Origin of the sequence: Asanoa iriomotensis (genome assembly GCF_016862515.1) — a bacterium.
Taxonomy (GTDB): domain Bacteria; phylum Actinomycetota; class Actinomycetes; order Mycobacteriales; family Micromonosporaceae; genus Asanoa; species Asanoa iriomotensis.
This window is the reverse complement of sequence record NZ_BONC01000060.1, coordinates 1-16,471: the sequence shown is the minus strand read 5'-3', so window position 1 is coordinate 16,471 and position 16,471 is coordinate 1. Positions and strand designations below refer to the sequence as shown.

Sequence of the window (16,471 nt, the reverse complement as noted above, 5' to 3'; positions counted from 1 at the left end):
ACAAGGCCGCCCGGACCCTCGAATGTCAAGGAGTTGCCAGCGATGTCCAGGCGTCGTACGTCCCGACTGATCGCGCGTGCCTGCGTGCTCGCGGCCGCGATCACGAGCATCGCGGGCGGCACCGTGGTGATCGCCTCCAGCGCCGCCAGCGCCGCCTCCCTCGGCGACGTCACGCTGTCGCAGAGCACCGGCACCGTCAACGACACACCGATGTTCCGCCGGGCGACGACGCCGAAGTGTCCGGCCGGCTACGGCGAGAACGCCGGGTTGCGGGTCGGCAAGCCGGGCGGCCCCTACAGCAACATCGCGGTTCCCCTGGGCGGCGGTGGCTTCGACGAAGCGCCGATCACCGTCCGGCCCAACCGGTCATTCACCACCGCCCTCGGCGGTACGCCTCCTGGCGACGGCGACTGGTTGGTGATCATGGAGTGCTACAGCCTCACCGAGGGACGCAACAACGACGAGTTCCAGACGCGGATCACCGTCTGCGGCGACAAGTGGGCCGTGGGCCCCGACTGCCCGGACGGGTTCACCGCCAGCTCGGTGGCGCTGACCACCTCGCCTGCCTGGTCGGCAGTGGCAGGTGAAGAGGTGACGCTGACCGCGACGGTCACGCCGGCCACCGCGGGCGGCGTCGTCGAGTTCGTCTACACGGCGCCCGGCGAAACAGAGGACAGGTCGCTGGGCACGGCGACCGTGGCGGACGGCCGGGCCGAGCTGCGGACCAGCGAGATCCCACCCAACCTCAGCGGCCAGTCGCACCTGCTTACCGCCCTGTACGGCCCACCGGGGAAGTTCTTCCCGTCGAGCGCGACGCCGGTCAAGCTCAACGTGCGCCAGGCAACCGATCCGGTGCCGACCGAGATCAAGCTCTCGATCACACCGGCGAGCCCGGTCGCGCACGGCACCGAGGTCACCCTCACGGCGACGCTCGAACCCGCGGACGCGGCGGGCACGGTCACGTTCTCCTACCGGCGCGGGTCGGCCGACGCGCCCACCCCGATCGGCGCCGCGGTGCCGGTGGCCGACCACGCGGCGAGCACCAAGACCACGACGCTGCCGGGCGGGAAGCTGGACATCCAGGCCGCATTCGCGTCGGATACCGGGTTCGGGCTGTCCACTGTCACGGTCACCGACTACGAGGTCACCGGCGGTGGCGGGGAAGATCCGAACAAGACGAAGACCTCGGTCGAGCTGACGCTGAGCACTCAGGGCGACGTGGCGGTCGGCACGACGCTGATCCTGACCGGCAAGATCACGCCGACCGGTGCCGGCGGCAGGGTCACCTTCCGCGACGGCAGCACGGTGCTCGGCGTGCCGACGGAGGTCGCCCAGGCCCAGGCGGCCATCTCGGTCAACAACCTGGCGCTGGGCAGCCACCAGCTCACGGCGGAGTTCGTCCCGACCGACACGGCACAGTTCGAGGGGTCGACCTCGCCCGTCAAGACGGTCCGGGTCGTCGAGGTGGCGGACGACTCGGGCGGCGACGATCCGGGCGGGGACGACGACGGCTCCGGCGGTGGCGGCCTCGCGCTCACGGGCGCGCCGATCGTCGGTGTGTCCATGGTCGGTGCCGGCCTGATCGGGATCGGCGTGCTGGCGATGACCGCGGGCCGGCGGCGCCGGCTGTTCCCGGCCGTGCCCTGGCTGGACCGTTCCGATGACGACGACTGAGCTACCGGCGCCTCCGGCGCCGTCGGCCCCGGACGGGCCGGCGGCGCCGCCGCGCCGGCCCAACGGATCGCTGCAGATCACCGGCACCGCGCTGACGCTCGTGGCGGTGCTGGCCATCGGCCTCGTCGCGCACCTGACCGCGGTCTCCTGGCTGCAGTACCAGCGTGACCAGCAGACCCTGTTCGCGGACTTCCGGGCGGAGCTCGTCCTCGGCGTAGCGCCGGTCGGGCAGTACCGGGTGTCGTTCGACTCCCAGGGCAACCCGCTTCCGGAGCAACTGGTCGCGCCCGGCAGCGCGGTCGCCATCCTGCGGATCCCGGCGATCGGGCTCGACTCCGTCGTGGTCGAGGGCACCAGCGGCGACGTCCTGCGCGCCGGGCCCGGTCACCGGCGGGACACCGTCCTGCCTGGACAGCAGGGGACCAGTGTCCTGATGGGACGGCAGGCGGCGTACGGCGCCCCGTTCCGCGACCTCGAGACGCTGATCCCCGGCGACAAGGTGCTGGCGACGACGGGCCAGGGCGAGTCCGAGTACCGCGTCACAGGCCTGCGCCGCCCGGGCGACCCGGAGCCCGCGCCTCCCGCGAGCGGCTCCGGCCGGCTGACGCTGATCACCGCGCAGGGGCGGCAGTTCGACCCCACCGGCGTGCTCTACGTCGACGCGGACCTGACCTCGCCGGCCAAGGCGACGCCGGCCCGCCGGTTTGGCGAGTCCGCCCTGCCCGCGGAGGAGCGGCTGGGTGGCACCGACCCGATCGGCTGGGTCTGGACGATGTTGTGGGGCCAGGCGTTGCTGATCGGCGCGGTCGCCGTCACCTGGCTGCGTACCCGGTTGAGCGGTTGGCACGCCTGGATCATCGGCGTGCCCGTCCTCGCGTTCCTCGGTCTCGCGACCGCCGACCAGGCCGCGCGCCTGTTGCCCAACCTGCTCTGAAGGAAAGAACCATGACGCTCACCGAAACGCAGATCGCCCCACCCTTGGGCGGAACCCTCGACGCCCGGGCGATCTCGGCCTGGTTCGGCGACCACAAGGTGCTCGACCGCGTGTCGCTGGCCATGCCCGCGGGCAAGGTGACCGCCCTCATCGGACCGTCGGGCTGTGGCAAGTCGACGTTCCTGCGCATTCTCAACCGGATGCACGAGTTGGTGCCGACCGCGTCGCTGGCCGGCGAGGTGCTCCTCGACGACCGCGACCTCTACTCGGCCGAGCGCCGGGTCACCGACGTGCGGCGCCAGGTCGGCATGGTTTTCCAGAAGCCCAACCCGTTTCCGGCGATGTCCATTTACGACAACGTTCTGGCGGGCCTCAAACTGACCGGCACCCGCGCCTCCCGTTCGGCCAGGGACGGCATCGTCGAGGAGACGCTGACCCGTGCGGGTCTCTGGAAAGAGGTGCGCGACCGGCTCCGTTCGCCGGGCGGCGCGCTCTCCGGCGGCCAGCAGCAACGGCTCTGCATCGCGCGTTCGTTGGCCGTGCGCCCGCGGGTTTTGCTGATGGACGAACCCTGCTCGGCGCTCGACCCCACGTCGACGCGGCGGATCGAGGAGACCATCGCGGAGTTGGCGGGCGAAGTGACCATCGTCATCGTCACGCACAACATGCAACAAGCGGCGCGCGTCTCGGATCTGTGCGCGTTTTTCCTCGCCGCGCACGGCACGCCGGGCGTGATTGTCGAACACGGGCCGACCGACGTCATGTTCGACGCGCCGCGCGACGAACGGACCAACGACTACGTCAATGGTCGGTTCGGATGAGCGAAACGGACGAGGCCGTAACACCAATTGTTTCCCTATCGCACGTCCGGCGGAGAGATCGGCCTGATTACCGGGTCATAGCCGCTGTAAAGCCTGATCGGGCCGGATCACCGGACCCGGCTTGAACTTCTGAGAGGAAGTGATCCATGAGCAAGCGTGTGTTCGCTCGCGCGGCCGCGCTGCTGGGCGCGGTGACGCTGTCGGCCGGCGTGCTGGCGGGTATCGCCAGCCCCGCGCAGGCGGCCTCGCTGGGCGGCGTCACGTTGTCGCAGCAGAGCGGCAGCGTGAACGACACCCCGATGTTCGCGAGCGGCTCCAGCGCCGCGTGCCCCGCCGGCTTCGGCGAGAACGCGGGTCTGCGGGTCGGTCGTCCCGGCGGCCCCTACAGCAACCTGGCTGTCCCGCTGGGTGGCGGTGGGTACGACGAGGCGCCGGTCACGATCGCACCCAACCGGTCCTTCACCACCGCGCTGGGCGGCACCGCGCCGGCCGCCGGTGAGTGGTGGGTCATCGTCGAGTGCTACTCGCTGACCGAGGGTCGCCACGTCGACGAGTTCCAGACCGCGATCGTCGTCACCGGCGACCAGTGGCGGGTCCCGGTCGCGGAGGACACCACCACCGCGCTGACCGTCGCCCCGGCTGGCGGCATCGAGCGCGGCCAGGAGGCCACCTTCACCGCGAACGTGACCCCCAACACCGCCGCCGGCACGGTGGAGTTCAAGCGCGGCTCGACGGTGATCGGCTCGGCGCCGGTGACCGGCGGCGTCGCCACCTTCGCCACCACCGCGCTGCCGGTGGGCACCTACCAGTTCACCGCGGCCTTCACGCCGACGGACGCCACCGCGTTCAAGCCGTCCGTGTCGACCGCGTCGTCGTTCACCATCACGCCGGGCACGGCTGCCGGCCCGACGGCGGACGTCGAGATCCTGGCTCCGATCGACCCGGGCGCGTTCAGCCTGGCCGTCGCGGCGCCGACCGCCTCGCTGACCGGCGGTGTCGTCGGTGGCAAGGCCAACGGCGCGCTGCCGAAGGCGACCGTGGTCGACCTCCGCGGCACCAACACCGGCTGGGCCCTGACCGGCCAGCTGGAGGACTTCGCCCAGGGCACCAACACCATCGCCAACAGCAACCTCTCCTGGACCCCGTCGGCCGCCAAGGTCTCGGGTTCCGGTGCGGTGACCGCTGGCGCCGGTGCCGACCTCGGCGACGCCCGCACCCTCTGCTCGGCCGCCTCGGGCGCCAGCGCCGGCACGTTCACCTGCGACGCCGGCCTGGAGCTCACCATCCCTGACAACGTCGCCCCGGGTGAGTACGCGGCGACCCTGACCCTGACGCTGGCCTGATCCGGCTGGAGTCGTCTGGCGGAGGTGCCGCGATCGCGGCACCTCCGCCGCCCCACGTTCCACGTCGAACCCGGAGCCGCCACATGAAACCCATAACTGTCAGACTTCCCCGTCGCGCCTGGCGTGCCGGGGCGTTCGTCGCTGTGGCGGCGATGCTGCTCTCGACCGGCGTCGCACCGGCGGCCGCCGTGGCGCGCGCCGACGAGAGTCCTACGTGGACGATCGTGCCGTCGAGCCCGACCGGACCCAAGGGGCGCAAGCAGTTCGACTACGAGCTGAACACCAAAGAGGCCATCACCGACTGGATCTCGGTGAGCAACCTCGGCGACAAGCCCATCTCCGTCGACCTGTACGCGACCGACGCGTTCACGGCCGCCGACGGCGGTTTCGCCCTGCTGCCGCGCAGCGCCAAGCCCGACGGTGTCGGCGCGTGGGTCAAGCTGCCCAAGGCGCGGACCACACTGCCCGTGGGCAAGCGTTCCGACATGCCGTTCACGGTGACGGTGCCGGCCGACGCGGCGCCGGGCGACCACATCGGCGGCATCATCGCCTCGATCACCGAGCAGCAGGTCAACGAGAAGGGCCAGCGCGTCGACGTCGAGCGCCGGGTGGCCGCGCGGATCTACCTGCGGGTCGCCGGGCCGCTGCATCCGGTCGCGGCGATCACCGCGGTCGAGGTCGACTACGAGAACCCGATCATCCCGGTGCCCGGCGGCAGGATGGCGGTCACCTACCGCGTCGCCAACCAGGGCAACGTGCGGCTCTCCGGCACCGTGCGGGTGGGCGTCGACGGCCCGCTGGGCATGCGCCTCGCCGGTGGTGACGCGATCACCGTCGACGAGTTGCTGCCCGGCTCGGAGTTGCGGCTGAAGCAGGAGTTCTCCTCCGTCTTCCCGGCCGGGCGGCTGAACACCCGCGTCGACTTCAACCCCGCGACCAACCGGGAGACGCTGCCGTCGGTGTCGGGTGCGGCCGGGACGACCGCCGTACCCTGGCTGATCCTCGCTCTGCTGGTCGTGATCCTCGGTCTGGTCGTGTACCGGATCCTCCTGCTCCGCGCGCGTCGCCGGCCCGCGCCGACGTTCCTCGACGAGGCCGGTCCCACACCGGTCCCGGCGCCGTGAACCGGCGGGCGCTGGCAGCCGCGCTCGGCATCGGGGTCGCCGCCGCGGTCATCCTGCCGGCGGTCGCGGCCGCGGCGGACCCGTCACCGGGACCCGTGTCGGTCGACCTCACCGTGCGGATCGAGCCGGGACCGGGCGGGCCGTCGAGTCCGACACCCACCCCCAGCCCCACCACGACGCGGCCGACCCCCGACGACGACGATCCGGGCGGCGGGGGAGACCTGCCCCGGACGGGCGCCGCGGTGGGCACGATCGCGCTGATCGGCGCGGCGGTCACCGGGGGCGGCGTGGCGCTGCGGATCATGGCCCGCCGGCGCGCCGAGGCCGAACGTTGGCTTGCCCGAAGCGGTGGACGCTAGAGCCATGCTTTCGTAGCTGAACGGACGGCGAACCGGTGGGTGGTGCGAGCTTGCCGGCACGGATACCGTAAAGGCGCCGAAACAGCGGGCCGACCCGGAGGTATCCCCGTGGGTACCGTGCTCGTCACGGAGCGCGACAAGCTAGGCGTCGTCGTCATCGAGGTGCGCGGCGACGTCGATCCCACCGACGCAGCCGCGCTGCGATCGGCCTTGGTCCGTGCGATCCGTCACCTCGACCCCACCCGGGTCGTCGTCGACCTGCGCGGCGCGGGCCACATCGAGTCCGAAGGCATCGGCGCCGTGGTCGCCGGCGCCGACGTGGCCAGCGACAGCGGCGTATCGATGACGGTGCGTGACGCGGCACCGCTGGTGGCCGAGGAGCTCCTGGTGGCCGGACTGCCCCGCGCCCAGGTCAGCACCGCCGCCCGCGTCTGACCCGCATACCGGCCCCACGATGGGGTACGAGTGGGGTATGCGGACGGTGGTGGAGCGTGAGCGCAAGTTCGAGTGCCCCGCGGACTTCCAGGTGCCGGACCTGCTGGGAGACGGCATCGCCGCACTCGGCGACCCGGTCGTGATCAAGCTCGACGCCACCTACTACGACACCCCGCGGTTGCGGCTGACCCGCGGTGCCCTGGCGCTGCGCCGGCGCACCGGCGGAGCCGACCAGGGTTGGCACCTCAAGGTGGGCGCCGCCGGTGGTGCCCGCACCGAGCACCAGCGCGCGCTGACCCGGGGCCGCCAGCCGCCGGCCGACCTGATGCGGTTGGTCCGCGGCGCGTCCCGCGGCGAGCCGGTCGAGCCGGTGGCCCGGGTCGAGACCCGCCGCCGCGAGTGGCAACTGCGCGACGCCGACGGTGTGGTGCTGGCCTCGCTCGCCGACGACGCGGTGGTCGGGCACGACCTGGTCGACGGCGGCCGGACGGCCTGGCACGAGATCGAGGTCGAGCTGGTCGACGGTGACGAGGAGGTGCTGGACGAGGTCGAGCGGCGGTTGCGCGCGGCCGGCGCCGTGCCCGGCTCACCGGCGAAGATTCGCCGGGTGCTGGACGACCGGCTCCGCGACCTCACGGCGATCGACGCGGGGGCGGCGACACCGGTGTTCGCCTACGCCGCCGCGACCCGGGACAGCCTGGTCGCGCACGAGCCGGCCGCGCGGGCGGGCGACGTCGACGGCGTGCACGACATGCGCGTCGCGGTGCGCCGGCTGCGCAGCACGTTCCGCTCGTTCCGCGCTCTCTGGGACCAGGACCGGATCGAGGGTGTACGGGCGGAGCTCAAGTGGCTCGGCGAGCAGCTCGGCGGCGTGCGGGACGCACAGGTGATGGGGCCGCGACTGGCCAGGGCGGTGCGCCTGGAACCGGACGACCTGGTGCTCGGGCCGGTCGCCGCGGACCTCGCCGAGCACTTCGCCGCCGACGAGTCCGCCGCGTTGACCCGCCTGCGCCGGGCGCTGAGCTCACCGCGTTACGTCGAGCTGCTGTCGACATTGGACGATGTGGTCGAGGCGCCGCCGGCGACCGAGGTCGGCCCGCGCTGGGTCAACAAGCGCATCCACCGGGCCGTGCGGCGTGCCGACGGTCTGCTCGACACCGCGCTCGAGCGCCAGTCGGACGGGGGCGTCGGTGACGACGACCCGGCATTGCACGAAGCGCGCAAGGCCTACAAGCGTGGCCGGTACGCGGTCGAGGTGCGCCAGCGCTCAGGCGACAAGGGCGCGAAGCGGCTGGTCCGCGGTCTCAAAGGCCTGCAGGATCTGCTCGGCGACCACCAGGACTCGGTGATCACCCGGCAGGTGCTGCGGGACCTGGGCGAGCGGGCCTATGCGCGTCGGGCGAACGCGTTCACCTACGGGGTCCTCTATGCCGAGCAGGCCGCGCATGGCCGTTCTTTGGTCGCCAAGCTGCCCGCCGCGCAGGCCAAGGCCCGCCGCCGCAAATCGCGCCGCTGGTTGAGGTGAGAGTCGCTAGCGTGTCGCACCCGCGAGGTGTTACAAATTGCCTCGGTGGACGGCTTCGGGGGCGCTCCCCCACCATCGGCTACGCTGCGGGGCCTCGCGCGAGCGGTCTCGACAGTGTCGGCTGACCACACCTGCGGCCAGGTCGACGACCTGTTCCGGGCCGACCCGCTTCTGCGTTGCGTGGTGGTGGTCGACGGCCCGCACCGCGGTCTGATCATGCGGGAGCCGTTCGGCACGATGATGGCCGGCCCGTTCGGGTTCGGCCGGGCACTGCGGTCCCGCCAGCCGATCGTCGAGGCCGCCGACTGGCGACCGCTCCGGCTTCCGGCTGACACTCCGGTGGAGACGGCCGCTTTCATGGCCCGCGCCCGGTCCGCGCACCAGACCTACGACGACGTGCTGGTCGACGAGGACGGCGAGGTCGCCGGGCGCGTGTCGGCCGCCGAGATCTTCGACGGCCTCGCCCGCCTGTATTCGCACCGGGCCACCCACGACGAGCTCACCGGCCTGGCGAACCGTTCCCACCTGCTCGACCGGCTGGCCGCGGCGTGCACCGAGGCCGGTCGGGGCGGTGAGCGTGTGCTGCTCGCGTACGTCGATCTCGACGGCCTGAAGCGCATCAACGACACGCACGGCCACGAGCTCGGCGACGCCGTGCTGGTGGTGACCGCGCAGCGGATGGCCCGGGCCGCGCTGCCCGGCGAGCTGGTCGCCCGGCTCGGTGGCGACGAGTTCGCCGTGCTGTCGCGGCTGTCGGGCAACGAACCCGCGGAGTCCGCCGCGTACGCCCTCGGCCACCGCTTCGTGCTCGCGGTGACGGCCCGCGACGGTCACCTGCCCCGGGGCACCACCGTGTCGGCGAGCGTGGGCGTGGCGGCGTCGGGCCCGACGGCCGACTCGCACAGCCTGCTCAGCGAGGCCGACATGGCGATGTACCAGGCGAAGCAGACCGGTGGCGGGCGCACGGCCGTGGTCACCGGGGTCGGCGCCGAGCTGGCCATGCGCCCCGCCAAGAGCGATCGTTCGGTGCTCGACGCCATCCGCGACGACGAGCTGCGGCTGTTCTACCAGCCGATCGTCGACCTGCGGGACCGCCGCGTGGTCGGCGTCGAGGCGTTGGTGCGCTGGCTGCATCCGCGGTTCGGCCTGCTGCAGCCCGGGCGGTTCCTCGCGGACGCCAACCGTGCGGGCCACGTACCCGATCTCGATCGTTGGGTCCTCGATCATGCCTGTGCCGACATGGCCACGCTGCTGGGCAGGCACGGTGACACCGCGCCGCGGCGCGTCTACGTCAACGTCTCCGCCGCGACGCTCGCGCTGTCGGTCGACGACTCCGTGACCGCCGCGCTGGCCGCGGCGGGCCTGCCCGGCGAGCGGCTGGCGGTGGAGATCTCCGAGGACGCCGACCTGGGCACGTTGTCGCAGGCGATGCCCCGGCTGGACGCGCTGCGGCGGGCCGGCGTCGGTCTGGTCCTCGACGACATGGGCACCGGCTCGACGAGCCTGCGCTACCTGTCCCAGCTCCCGCTGCAGGGGCTCAAGATCGACCGGGCGTTCGTCGTCGGTCTGCCGCACAACGCCGGTGACCACACGGTGGTCAAGCTGCTCGCCGACCTCGCGGCGGGCCTGGGCATCAGCGTGACGGCCGAGGGGGTCGAGTCCGCGACCCAGGTCGCCGCCCTGCTCGACCTCGGTGTCCACTATGCACAAGGGTTCTACGTCGGCCGGCCGCAGCCGCTCGACGCGTTGCTGACCACCCTGGCGGGCACCCCCGGCCGCTGAGTCAGTCCCGGGTGGCCAGCGCCAGGAACCGGTGCTCGTCGTCGCAGTAGGTGTCGAGGCGCCAGCCGCTGGCGTGGGTCGACGCCGCCAGCGGGCCTGGTGAAAGTGGCTCGTCAGCGCGCAACGGGCGGCCGTGCCGGGCAGCGAGGGCCGCGCGACCGGACGGGTGGAAGATCACCAGCCGACCGCCGGGCCGGGTGACGCGGGCCAGTTCGCGCAGGCCGGCGGTCGGGTCAGGCAGGTGGGCGACCAGACCGGCGGCGAAGATCCCGTCGACCGCGCCGTCGGGCAGCGGCAGCCGGCGGGCGTCCGCCAGCAGCAGCAACGCCCGCAGCGAGCCGGCGCGCTCGGCGGCCACCGCCAGCATCTCGGGCGTGATGTCGATGCCCAGCACCCGACCGGTCGGCCCGACCGCGGCGCGCAGCGCGGGCAGCGCCCGGCCGGTGCCGCAGCCGACGTCGACCGCGACGCCGCCGGCCGCCAGTGCGGCCTCGGCGACCGCCGCCGCGTAGGCGGGCAGGTCGTCGCCGAACTTGGCGTCCCAGGTCGCCGCCCTTGTCGCGAAGAAGGCGCGGCTCTCCGGCAGGTACCACCGGGTGCGGTCGGCCAGCCGAGGGTCCACGTGCCGGATGACCGGCCACTGCGGATCGTGCAGGTCGATCACGACGTCGGCCTGGTGCTCGGGGCTGTCGACGGAGGCGGGCGGGACGCGCAACCAGACCAGCACGTCGGGGCGGGACTCGCGCCAGCAGGGGCCTGAGGTCACCGAGACCCGCTGCGCCGCCAGTCGGTCGGCCACCAGCCCGTTGCGCTCGCCGGCCCCATCGACGACCACGGTCGCCGCCGCCGGGAGCAGATCGACGAGGTTGTCGATCATCTCGTCCCACCTGGTCACTACTCTATCCTGCAATTGCTGGCCTATCCTGACCAGTGGCTGGGGAAAATGCCATCCTGATGCCTGGATCGCCATCGCAGCTGCGAGGGCCTGAGATAAAGGGTGCGCCCGTGAGAGCACGTTGGATCAGCATCGTCCTGGCCGCCGTCACGGCCGCGAGTCTCACCGCCTGCGGCAGCGACAGCGCCAACACCGCCAACACCGCCCCGACCGCGGGCAGCACCAGCGGCAGCGGGGTCAGCGGCCCGATCACGGTGTTCGCCGCCGCGTCGCTCACCGAGTCCTTCACCCAGATCGGCAAGGACTTCGAAGCGGCCAACCCCGGCACGACCGTGACGTTCAGCTTCGCCGGCAGCTCGGCCCTGGCGACGCAGATCAACCAGGGCGCGCCGGCCGACGTGTTCGCCTCGGCGGCGCCGGCCAACATGAAGACGGTCACCGACGCCGGCAACGCCGACGGCACCCCCCAGAACTTCGCCAAGAACCAGCTCGTGATCGCGGTGCCGAAGGGCAACCCGAAGAACATCACCTCGCTCTCCGGGCTCGCCCAGCCCGGCGTGAAGGTCGCGCTCTGCGCGCCGCAGGTGCCCTGCGGCGCCGCCGCGCAGAAGGCGCTGCAGGCCGCCAACGTCCAGGTCACTCCGGTCACCCAGGAGCAGGACGTGAAGGCCGCCCTGTCCAAGGTGACCCTCGGCGAGGTCGACGCGGCGCTGGTCTACCGCACCGACGCGAAGGCCGCGGCCAACGACGTCGACGCGGTGGAGTTCCCCGAGTCGGCCAGCGCCGTCAACGAGTACCCGATCGTGGTCCTCAAGAACGCACCCAACCAGGCGGGCGCGCAGGCGTTCGTCAACTACGTGCTGTCTCCCGCGGCAGAGCAGGTGCTGACGAACGCCGGCTTCCAGAAACCGTGAGACGCCGCCGGGCTCCCCTGGCGCTGATCGTGCCCGCCCTGCTGGGGCTGCTCTTCCTGATCCTTCCGCTGGTGGGCCTGCTCTACCGCACACCGTGGACCACGCTGCCCAGCCGGCTCACCGAGCCGGGCATCCTGACCGCGCTGCGCCTGTCGCTGCTCACCGCGACCGTCGCGACGCTGGGCTGCCTGGTGCTGGGCGTGCCGCTGGCCTGGCTGCTGGCCCGGGTCTCCTTCCCGGGCCGGCGGCTGGTGCGGGCGCTGGTGACGGTGCCGCTCGTGCTGCCGCCGGTGGTCGGCGGTGTCGCGCTGCTGCTCGTGTTCGGGCGGCGCGGTTTGATCGGTGAGTGGCTCGACAGCACCTTCGGCATCACGCTGCCGTTCACCACGGCCGGGGTGATCGTCGCCGAGGCGTTCGTCGCGATGCCGTTCCTGATCATCGCGGTCGAGGGCGCGCTGCGCGGCGCGGACGCCCGCTACGAGGAGGCGGCCGCGACGCTGGGCGCGGGGCGGTGGACCACGTTCACCCGCGTGACGCTGCCGCTGGTGGCACCGGGCGTGGCGGCCGGAGCCGTGCTCTGCTGGGCGCGGGCGCTCGGTGAGTTCGGCGCGACGATCACGTTCGCCGGCAACTTCCCGGGCAAGACGCAGACGATGCCGCTCGCCGTCTACCTGGCGCTCGAGACCGATCTCCAGGCGGCGATCGTGCTGAGCCTGCTGCTGCTCTTCGTCTCCGTCGTGATCCTGGCCAGCCTGCGCGACAAATGGATCTCGAGCGCATGACCGACCTGCTCGACGCCCGGCTCGTCGTCGACCGAGGCACCTTCCGGCTCGACGTGCACCTGCGCATCGCGGCCGGCGAGGTGCTCGCGCTGCTCGGGCCCAACGGCGCCGGCAAGACCACGGCGATGCGCGCGCTGGCCGGCCTGGAGCCGCTGACCGCCGGGCACGTCCGGCTCGGCGAGCGCGAGCTGGACCGCCCCGACGCTCGGGTGTGGACGCCGACGGAACGCCGCCCGATCGGCGTGGTGTTCCAGGACTACCTGCTCTTCCCGCACCTGTCGGCCCTCGACAACGTGGCCTTCGGGCCGCGCCGGCACGGCGTCGACAAGCGCAAGGCCCGGGCCGAGGCGGCCGACTGGCTGGCCCGGGTGGGCCTCGCCGAGTTCGCCAAGCGCAAGCCGCGCCAGCTCTCCGGGGGCCAGGCCCAGCGGGTGGCGCTGGCCCGGGCGCTGGCCACCCACCCGGAGTTGCTGTTGCTTGACGAGCCGCTGGCGGCGCTGGACGCGCGTACCCGCCTCGACACCCGCGTCGAGCTGCAACGCCACCTGGCCGAGCACCCCGGTGCGACCCTGCTCGTGACCCACGACCCGCTCGACGCCCTGGTGCTCGCGGACCGGCTGGTCGTCATCGAGCACGGCGCGGTGGTGCAGGAGGGCGACGCGGCGGCGGTGACCGCCCGGCCGCGCACCGACTACGTGGCCCGCCTCGTCGGGCTCAACCTCTACCGAGGTCACGCGGCCGACGGCGGCGTCCGGGTCGCGGACGGGCTCACCCTGGCGGTGACGGACCGGGTCAGCGGCGAGGCCTTCGTGGCGTTCCGGCCGTCCGCTGTCGCGATCTTCAGCGAACGGCCGGAGGGCAGCCCGCGCAACGTGTGGCAGGCGACGGTGGCCGGGGTCCAACGGCACGGCGACAACCTGCGGGTGGGCTTGCAAGGCCCGATCGAAGCCGCCGCCGACATCACCCCGCCAGCGGCGGCGGAGCTCGGCCTGACGGCCGGCCAACGGGTCTGGGCAGCGGTCAAGGCCACCGAGACGAACGCCTATCCGGCCTGAGTCGGCAGGGTCCGCTCGGGGTCGGTGTGGCCCGGCGGTCAACGGCCACGGTGTCGAGCGCCTATCCGGGGTGAGTCGGCAGGTCTCGGGTGCGGCGGATCGGGCCCGCGAGGAGGATCAGACCCGCGGCGACCACGGCCGTCATGGTCAGCCAGATCGTCTGGCGCGCGCCGATGGCGGCACCGAGCGCGCCCGCGACGAGCGCGCCCAGCGGGATCGTGCCGTAGTTGAGCAGTTGCATGCTCACGGTCACGCGGCCGAGGAGCTGATGCGGCGCGTACGCCTGGCGGAAGCTGCCCTTGATCACGTTGCCGGCGCTGACGCCGGCGGACACAACGGCGAGCCCGGCGACGCCGAGCGCGAGCCGCGGCCCGCGCTCGGCCAGTGGCAGCAGCAGACCGAACGGCGGCGTCAGGGCGGCGCAGACGAGCAGGGCGCGGGCGCTGCCGAGCGACCGCGCGAGCGCGCCAGCGGTGGCGGCGCCGAGCACGCCACCGAGGCTGGTCGCCGCGAGCAGTCCACCCACGACACCGGGCACCACACCCACCTCGCGAACCAGGAAGACGACGAGCACCGCCTGGTAGCCGGTCAGGGCCAGATTGCTGGTCGCGCCCCAAACCGTCATTATCCGCAGGTACGGGTCCCGGGCGACGAACCGCAGGCCCTCGGCCACCTCGGTGCCCAGCGGCCGGCGGGGTCCACGATGGAGTCGTTCCGGGGTGCGGATGCGGAGCAGGCAGAGCGCCGAGACCAGGAAGCTGGCCGCGTCGACCAGCAGGCCCATGACCGCGCCGGCCAGCTGGGTGACCAGGCCGGCCACGCCCGGCCCGGCCACGTTGGCCGCGGCCTCGGTGCTCTGCAGCCGCGCGTTGCCGGCGGGCAGCTCGGCCGGCGGCAGCAGCGTCGGCAGGTATACCTGGTAGGCGGTCTGCAGGAAGACGCCCGCGGTGCCGGTCAGCAGGGCGGCGGCGAACAGGTGGGTGAGCGTCAGCGTGCCGAGCCACCAGGCCAGCGGGACGCTGGTGAAGACCGCGAGGCAGAGCAGGTCGCAGACGATCATCAACGGGCGGCGGGGTAGCCGGTCCACCCACGCGCCGGCCGGGAGGCCGATCAGCAGCCAGGGCAGCCAGGAGCACGCGGCCAGCGCGGCTACCTGGAACGTGCTGGCGTCCAATGTGGCCACCGCGACCAGCGGCAGGGCCACCGCGGTCACGCTGCTGCCAACCTTGGAAGTGGTCTGGCCGAGCCAGAAGAGGCGGAAGTCGCGACCGCCGGTGGCGGCCGGTGCGCTTCTCGCCCGCGTGACGGTCATGGCTGGGCCGGCACGCCGTGTGCGAACACGAAGACCGGGCGGCGCTCGGGCCCGTCCGGTGCGTCCCGTGCCGACCAGCGGTCGAAGACGGCGAGGATCTCGCGGTTGAGCTCCGCCAGTTCCTCCGGGGTCAGGTGCAGCCAGCGGTCGGCGGCGAACGCGGACTCACCCCAGACGGCCTGTTCGTCGTCGCCGGCGGCGTACCACTCCCGGACCAGCGCGACCTGGCGGTCGAGGTTGAGCGACTCGGCGGCCTGCAGGACGGCGGACTCGGCGGGGTCGTCGGCGAAGTCCCGGCCGGACCAGCGCAACCCGGCCGAGACCGGCCGCCACCACCGCTCGCGCTTGTCGCGGGCCCGCTCGGGTGCCTCCTCGACCAGGCCGCAGTCGCGGAGGACCTTCATGTGGTGGCTGATGTTGGCCGGCGCCTGGCCGGTCCGCTCGGCGAGCGCGCCGACCGGCTGCGGGCCGTAGACGGCGAGGACGTCGAGCAGCCGCCGGCGCAGCGGGTGCGACATCGCGGCGAGCACGCGGGAGTCCGTGACCTGGCGGACCTGACGTTCTGTCATGCGGACAGCGTGGCACGGCAAGAGATGTTGCGCAACAGCTCTTGCGAAACGACTGTTTCAGAAGTCGGTGGAGCGGGACACCTCGGCCCAGGTCGCGGTCTCCTCGGCGAGCGCGGTGTTGTGTCGCTCAGCGATCCCGAGGGCGTCGGAGCCGAGCAGCAACCGCTGAGGCGGCTCATCGAGGCCGACGACGTCGACGAGCACCTGTGCGGCCCTGGCCGGGTCACCGGCCGCGCGGCCCGCGTTCTCGTCGCGGTACCGCACCATGAAACCCACGGTCTCCGCGTAGTCCGGCCCGCCGTCGTCCATCCGCATCGACGAACCCGCCCAGTCGGTGCGGAAGCTGCCCGGTTCGACGATCGTCACCCTGACGCCGAACGGCCCCAGTTCCGCGCCCAGCACCAGGGAGAAACCTTCGACACCGAACTTCGCCGCCTGGTACGGCGCGATGCCCGGTGTGCCGCCCACCCGGCCGCCGATCGACGAGAACTGGAGGTAATGGCCGGAACGCTGGGCCTTGAAATAGGGCAGGGCGGCCTTGGAGACGTGGATGACGCCGAACAGGTTGGCGTCGATCTGGCTGCGGAACTCGTCGAGCGAGGTGTGCTCGATCGGTGCGGTGTTCGCGTTGCCGGCGTTGTTGACCACTACGTCGATGCGGCCGAACGCCTCGACCGCCGCACCTACGGCATTCTCGGCCGCGACCGGGTCGGTGACGTCCAGCGCGACCGCGCGTACCCGATCGGGATCCTCCATGACCAGATCGCGCAGACCTGCCGGTCGGCGGGCGGTGGCCACCACGTTGTCGCCGTTGTCGAGCGCGGCTCGGCAGATCGCCCGCCCGATCCCGCGCGAACTCCCGGTGACAAGCCAGGTCTTCGGCATGTAAACACCCCCTCACCCCCACCCTAGGATCTGTGTCGAAGTCCTGGCCGGGCTGCGGCGGA

At 72.7% G+C, this 16,471-nt stretch carries 16 protein-coding genes; 12 read left to right on the top strand and 4 right to left on the bottom strand.

All coding sequences use genetic code 11. The features are described from left to right. Positions 1 to 42: 42 nt before the first annotated feature. The 9 genes from Air01nite_RS31120 (at position 43) to Air01nite_RS31080 (ending at position 9,997) form a co-directional block, all read left to right on the top strand. Positions 43 to 1,674, top strand: a complete 1,632-nt coding sequence (locus Air01nite_RS31120; protein ID WP_203706913.1) for an Ig-like domain-containing protein — start codon at positions 43 to 45, stop codon at positions 1,672 to 1,674. Continuing rightward, on the top strand, positions 1,661 to 2,608 hold the full coding sequence (locus tag Air01nite_RS31115) for a sortase (protein WP_203706912.1): 948 nt from the start codon (positions 1,661 to 1,663) through the stop codon (positions 2,606 to 2,608). Before Air01nite_RS31120 ends, Air01nite_RS31115 begins: the two co-directional genes overlap by 14 nt. A 44-nt stretch (positions 2,609 to 2,652) precedes the next feature. After that, positions 2,653 to 3,429: a phosphate ABC transporter ATP-binding protein gene (locus Air01nite_RS31110; RefSeq protein WP_239091094.1), complete on the top strand. Its 777-nt coding sequence runs from the start codon at positions 2,653 to 2,655 to the stop codon at positions 3,427 to 3,429. Positions 3,430 to 3,575: 146 nt separating this feature from the next. Further along, positions 3,576 to 4,772, top strand: coding sequence for an Ig-like domain repeat protein (locus tag Air01nite_RS31105; RefSeq protein WP_203706911.1), 1,197 nt, complete (start codon positions 3,576 to 3,578; stop codon positions 4,770 to 4,772). Between the two features lie 152 nt (positions 4,773 to 4,924). Continuing rightward, the gene (locus tag Air01nite_RS31100) at positions 4,925 to 5,896 is read left to right on the top strand and encodes a WxL protein peptidoglycan domain-containing protein (protein WP_203706910.1); all 972 of its coding nucleotides are present in this window, start codon (positions 4,925 to 4,927) and stop codon (positions 5,894 to 5,896) included. After that, positions 5,893 to 6,255 carry a hypothetical protein gene (locus tag Air01nite_RS31095; protein ID WP_203706909.1) on the top strand — a complete coding sequence of 121 codons (363 nt, stop codon included), beginning with the start codon at positions 5,893 to 5,895 and terminating at the stop codon, positions 6,253 to 6,255. The genes Air01nite_RS31100 and Air01nite_RS31095 overlap by 4 nt, the downstream gene beginning before the upstream one ends. Before the next feature lie 108 nt (positions 6,256 to 6,363). After that, on the top strand, positions 6,364 to 6,690 hold the full coding sequence (locus Air01nite_RS31090; RefSeq protein ID WP_203706908.1) for an STAS domain-containing protein: 327 nt from the start codon (positions 6,364 to 6,366) through the stop codon (positions 6,688 to 6,690). 37 nt (positions 6,691 to 6,727) lie between these two features. Further along, positions 6,728 to 8,215, top strand: coding sequence for a CYTH and CHAD domain-containing protein (locus tag Air01nite_RS31085; protein ID WP_203706907.1), 1,488 nt, complete (start codon positions 6,728 to 6,730; stop codon positions 8,213 to 8,215). 114 nt (positions 8,216 to 8,329) lie between these two features. Further along, positions 8,330 to 9,997 (top strand): putative bifunctional diguanylate cyclase/phosphodiesterase, encoded by a 1,668-nt coding sequence (locus Air01nite_RS31080; protein ID WP_203706906.1) that lies wholly within the window; start codon positions 8,330 to 8,332, stop codon positions 9,995 to 9,997. Between the two features lies 1 nt (position 9,998). Here the strand turns inward: Air01nite_RS31080 and Air01nite_RS31075 are convergent, their stop codons facing one another. Then, the gene (locus Air01nite_RS31075; protein WP_239091091.1) at positions 9,999 to 10,892 is read right to left on the bottom strand and encodes a class I SAM-dependent methyltransferase; all 894 of its coding nucleotides are present in this window, start codon (positions 10,890 to 10,892) and stop codon (positions 9,999 to 10,001) included. A gap of 110 nt (positions 10,893 to 11,002) precedes the next feature. Between Air01nite_RS31075 and modA the strand changes: the two genes are divergently transcribed. The 3 genes from modA to Air01nite_RS31060 are packed head-to-tail and all read left to right on the top strand — an operon-like array spanning position 11,003 to position 13,643. Beyond that, on the top strand, positions 11,003 to 11,806 hold the full coding sequence (gene modA, locus Air01nite_RS31070) for a molybdate ABC transporter substrate-binding protein (RefSeq protein WP_239091090.1): 804 nt from the start codon (positions 11,003 to 11,005) through the stop codon (positions 11,804 to 11,806). Further along, positions 11,803 to 12,588 (top strand): ABC transporter permease, encoded by a 786-nt coding sequence (locus Air01nite_RS31065; protein WP_203706903.1) that lies wholly within the window; start codon positions 11,803 to 11,805, stop codon positions 12,586 to 12,588. Before modA ends, Air01nite_RS31065 begins: the two co-directional genes overlap by 4 nt. Continuing rightward, a complete protein-coding gene (locus Air01nite_RS31060; RefSeq protein ID WP_373310506.1) occupies positions 12,570 to 13,643 on the top strand; it encodes an ABC transporter ATP-binding protein in 1,074 nt (357 codons plus the stop codon). The genes Air01nite_RS31065 and Air01nite_RS31060 overlap by 19 nt, the downstream gene beginning before the upstream one ends. Positions 13,644 to 13,704: 61 nt before the next feature. Here the strand turns inward: Air01nite_RS31060 and Air01nite_RS31055 are convergent, their stop codons facing one another. The 3 genes from Air01nite_RS31055 to Air01nite_RS31045 are packed head-to-tail and all read right to left on the bottom strand — an operon-like array spanning position 13,705 to position 16,409. Continuing rightward, positions 13,705 to 14,955 (bottom strand): MFS transporter, encoded by a 1,251-nt coding sequence (locus tag Air01nite_RS31055; protein ID WP_203706902.1) that lies wholly within the window; start codon positions 14,953 to 14,955, stop codon positions 13,705 to 13,707. Then, positions 14,952 to 15,524: an ArsR/SmtB family transcription factor gene (locus Air01nite_RS31050; protein WP_203706901.1), complete on the bottom strand. Its 573-nt coding sequence runs from the start codon at positions 15,522 to 15,524 to the stop codon at positions 14,952 to 14,954. The genes Air01nite_RS31055 and Air01nite_RS31050 overlap by 4 nt, the downstream gene beginning before the upstream one ends. Positions 15,525 to 15,581: 57 nt before the next feature. Then, positions 15,582 to 16,409 carry an oxidoreductase gene (locus Air01nite_RS31045; protein ID WP_203706900.1) on the bottom strand — a complete coding sequence of 276 codons (828 nt, stop codon included), beginning with the start codon at positions 16,407 to 16,409 and terminating at the stop codon, positions 15,582 to 15,584. Between the last annotated feature and the right edge of the window lie 62 nt (positions 16,410 to 16,471).

Bases quoted from the DNA above. Each gene is read 5' to 3' on its own strand.
- Air01nite_RS31060 (WP_373310506.1), top strand. From the start codon at position 12,570: ATGGATCTCGAGCGCATGACCGACCTGCTCGACGCCCGGCTCGTCGTC.
- Air01nite_RS31045 (WP_203706900.1), bottom strand. From the start codon at position 16,409: ATGCCGAAGACCTGGCTTGTCACCGGGAGTTCGCGCGGGATCGGGCGG.
- Air01nite_RS31050 (WP_203706901.1), bottom strand. From the start codon at position 15,524: ATGACAGAACGTCAGGTCCGCCAGGTCACGGACTCCCGCGTGCTCGCC.
- Air01nite_RS31100 (WP_203706910.1), top strand. From the start codon at position 4,925: ATGCTGCTCTCGACCGGCGTCGCACCGGCGGCCGCCGTGGCGCGCGCC.
- Air01nite_RS31115 (WP_203706912.1), top strand. From the start codon at position 1,661: ATGACGACGACTGAGCTACCGGCGCCTCCGGCGCCGTCGGCCCCGGAC.
- Air01nite_RS31105 (WP_203706911.1), top strand. From the start codon at position 3,576: ATGAGCAAGCGTGTGTTCGCTCGCGCGGCCGCGCTGCTGGGCGCGGTG.
- Air01nite_RS31085 (WP_203706907.1), top strand. From the start codon at position 6,728: ATGCGGACGGTGGTGGAGCGTGAGCGCAAGTTCGAGTGCCCCGCGGAC.
- Air01nite_RS31120 (WP_203706913.1), top strand. From the start codon at position 43: ATGTCCAGGCGTCGTACGTCCCGACTGATCGCGCGTGCCTGCGTGCTC.
- Air01nite_RS31055 (WP_203706902.1), bottom strand. From the start codon at position 14,955: ATGACCGTCACGCGGGCGAGAAGCGCACCGGCCGCCACCGGCGGTCGC.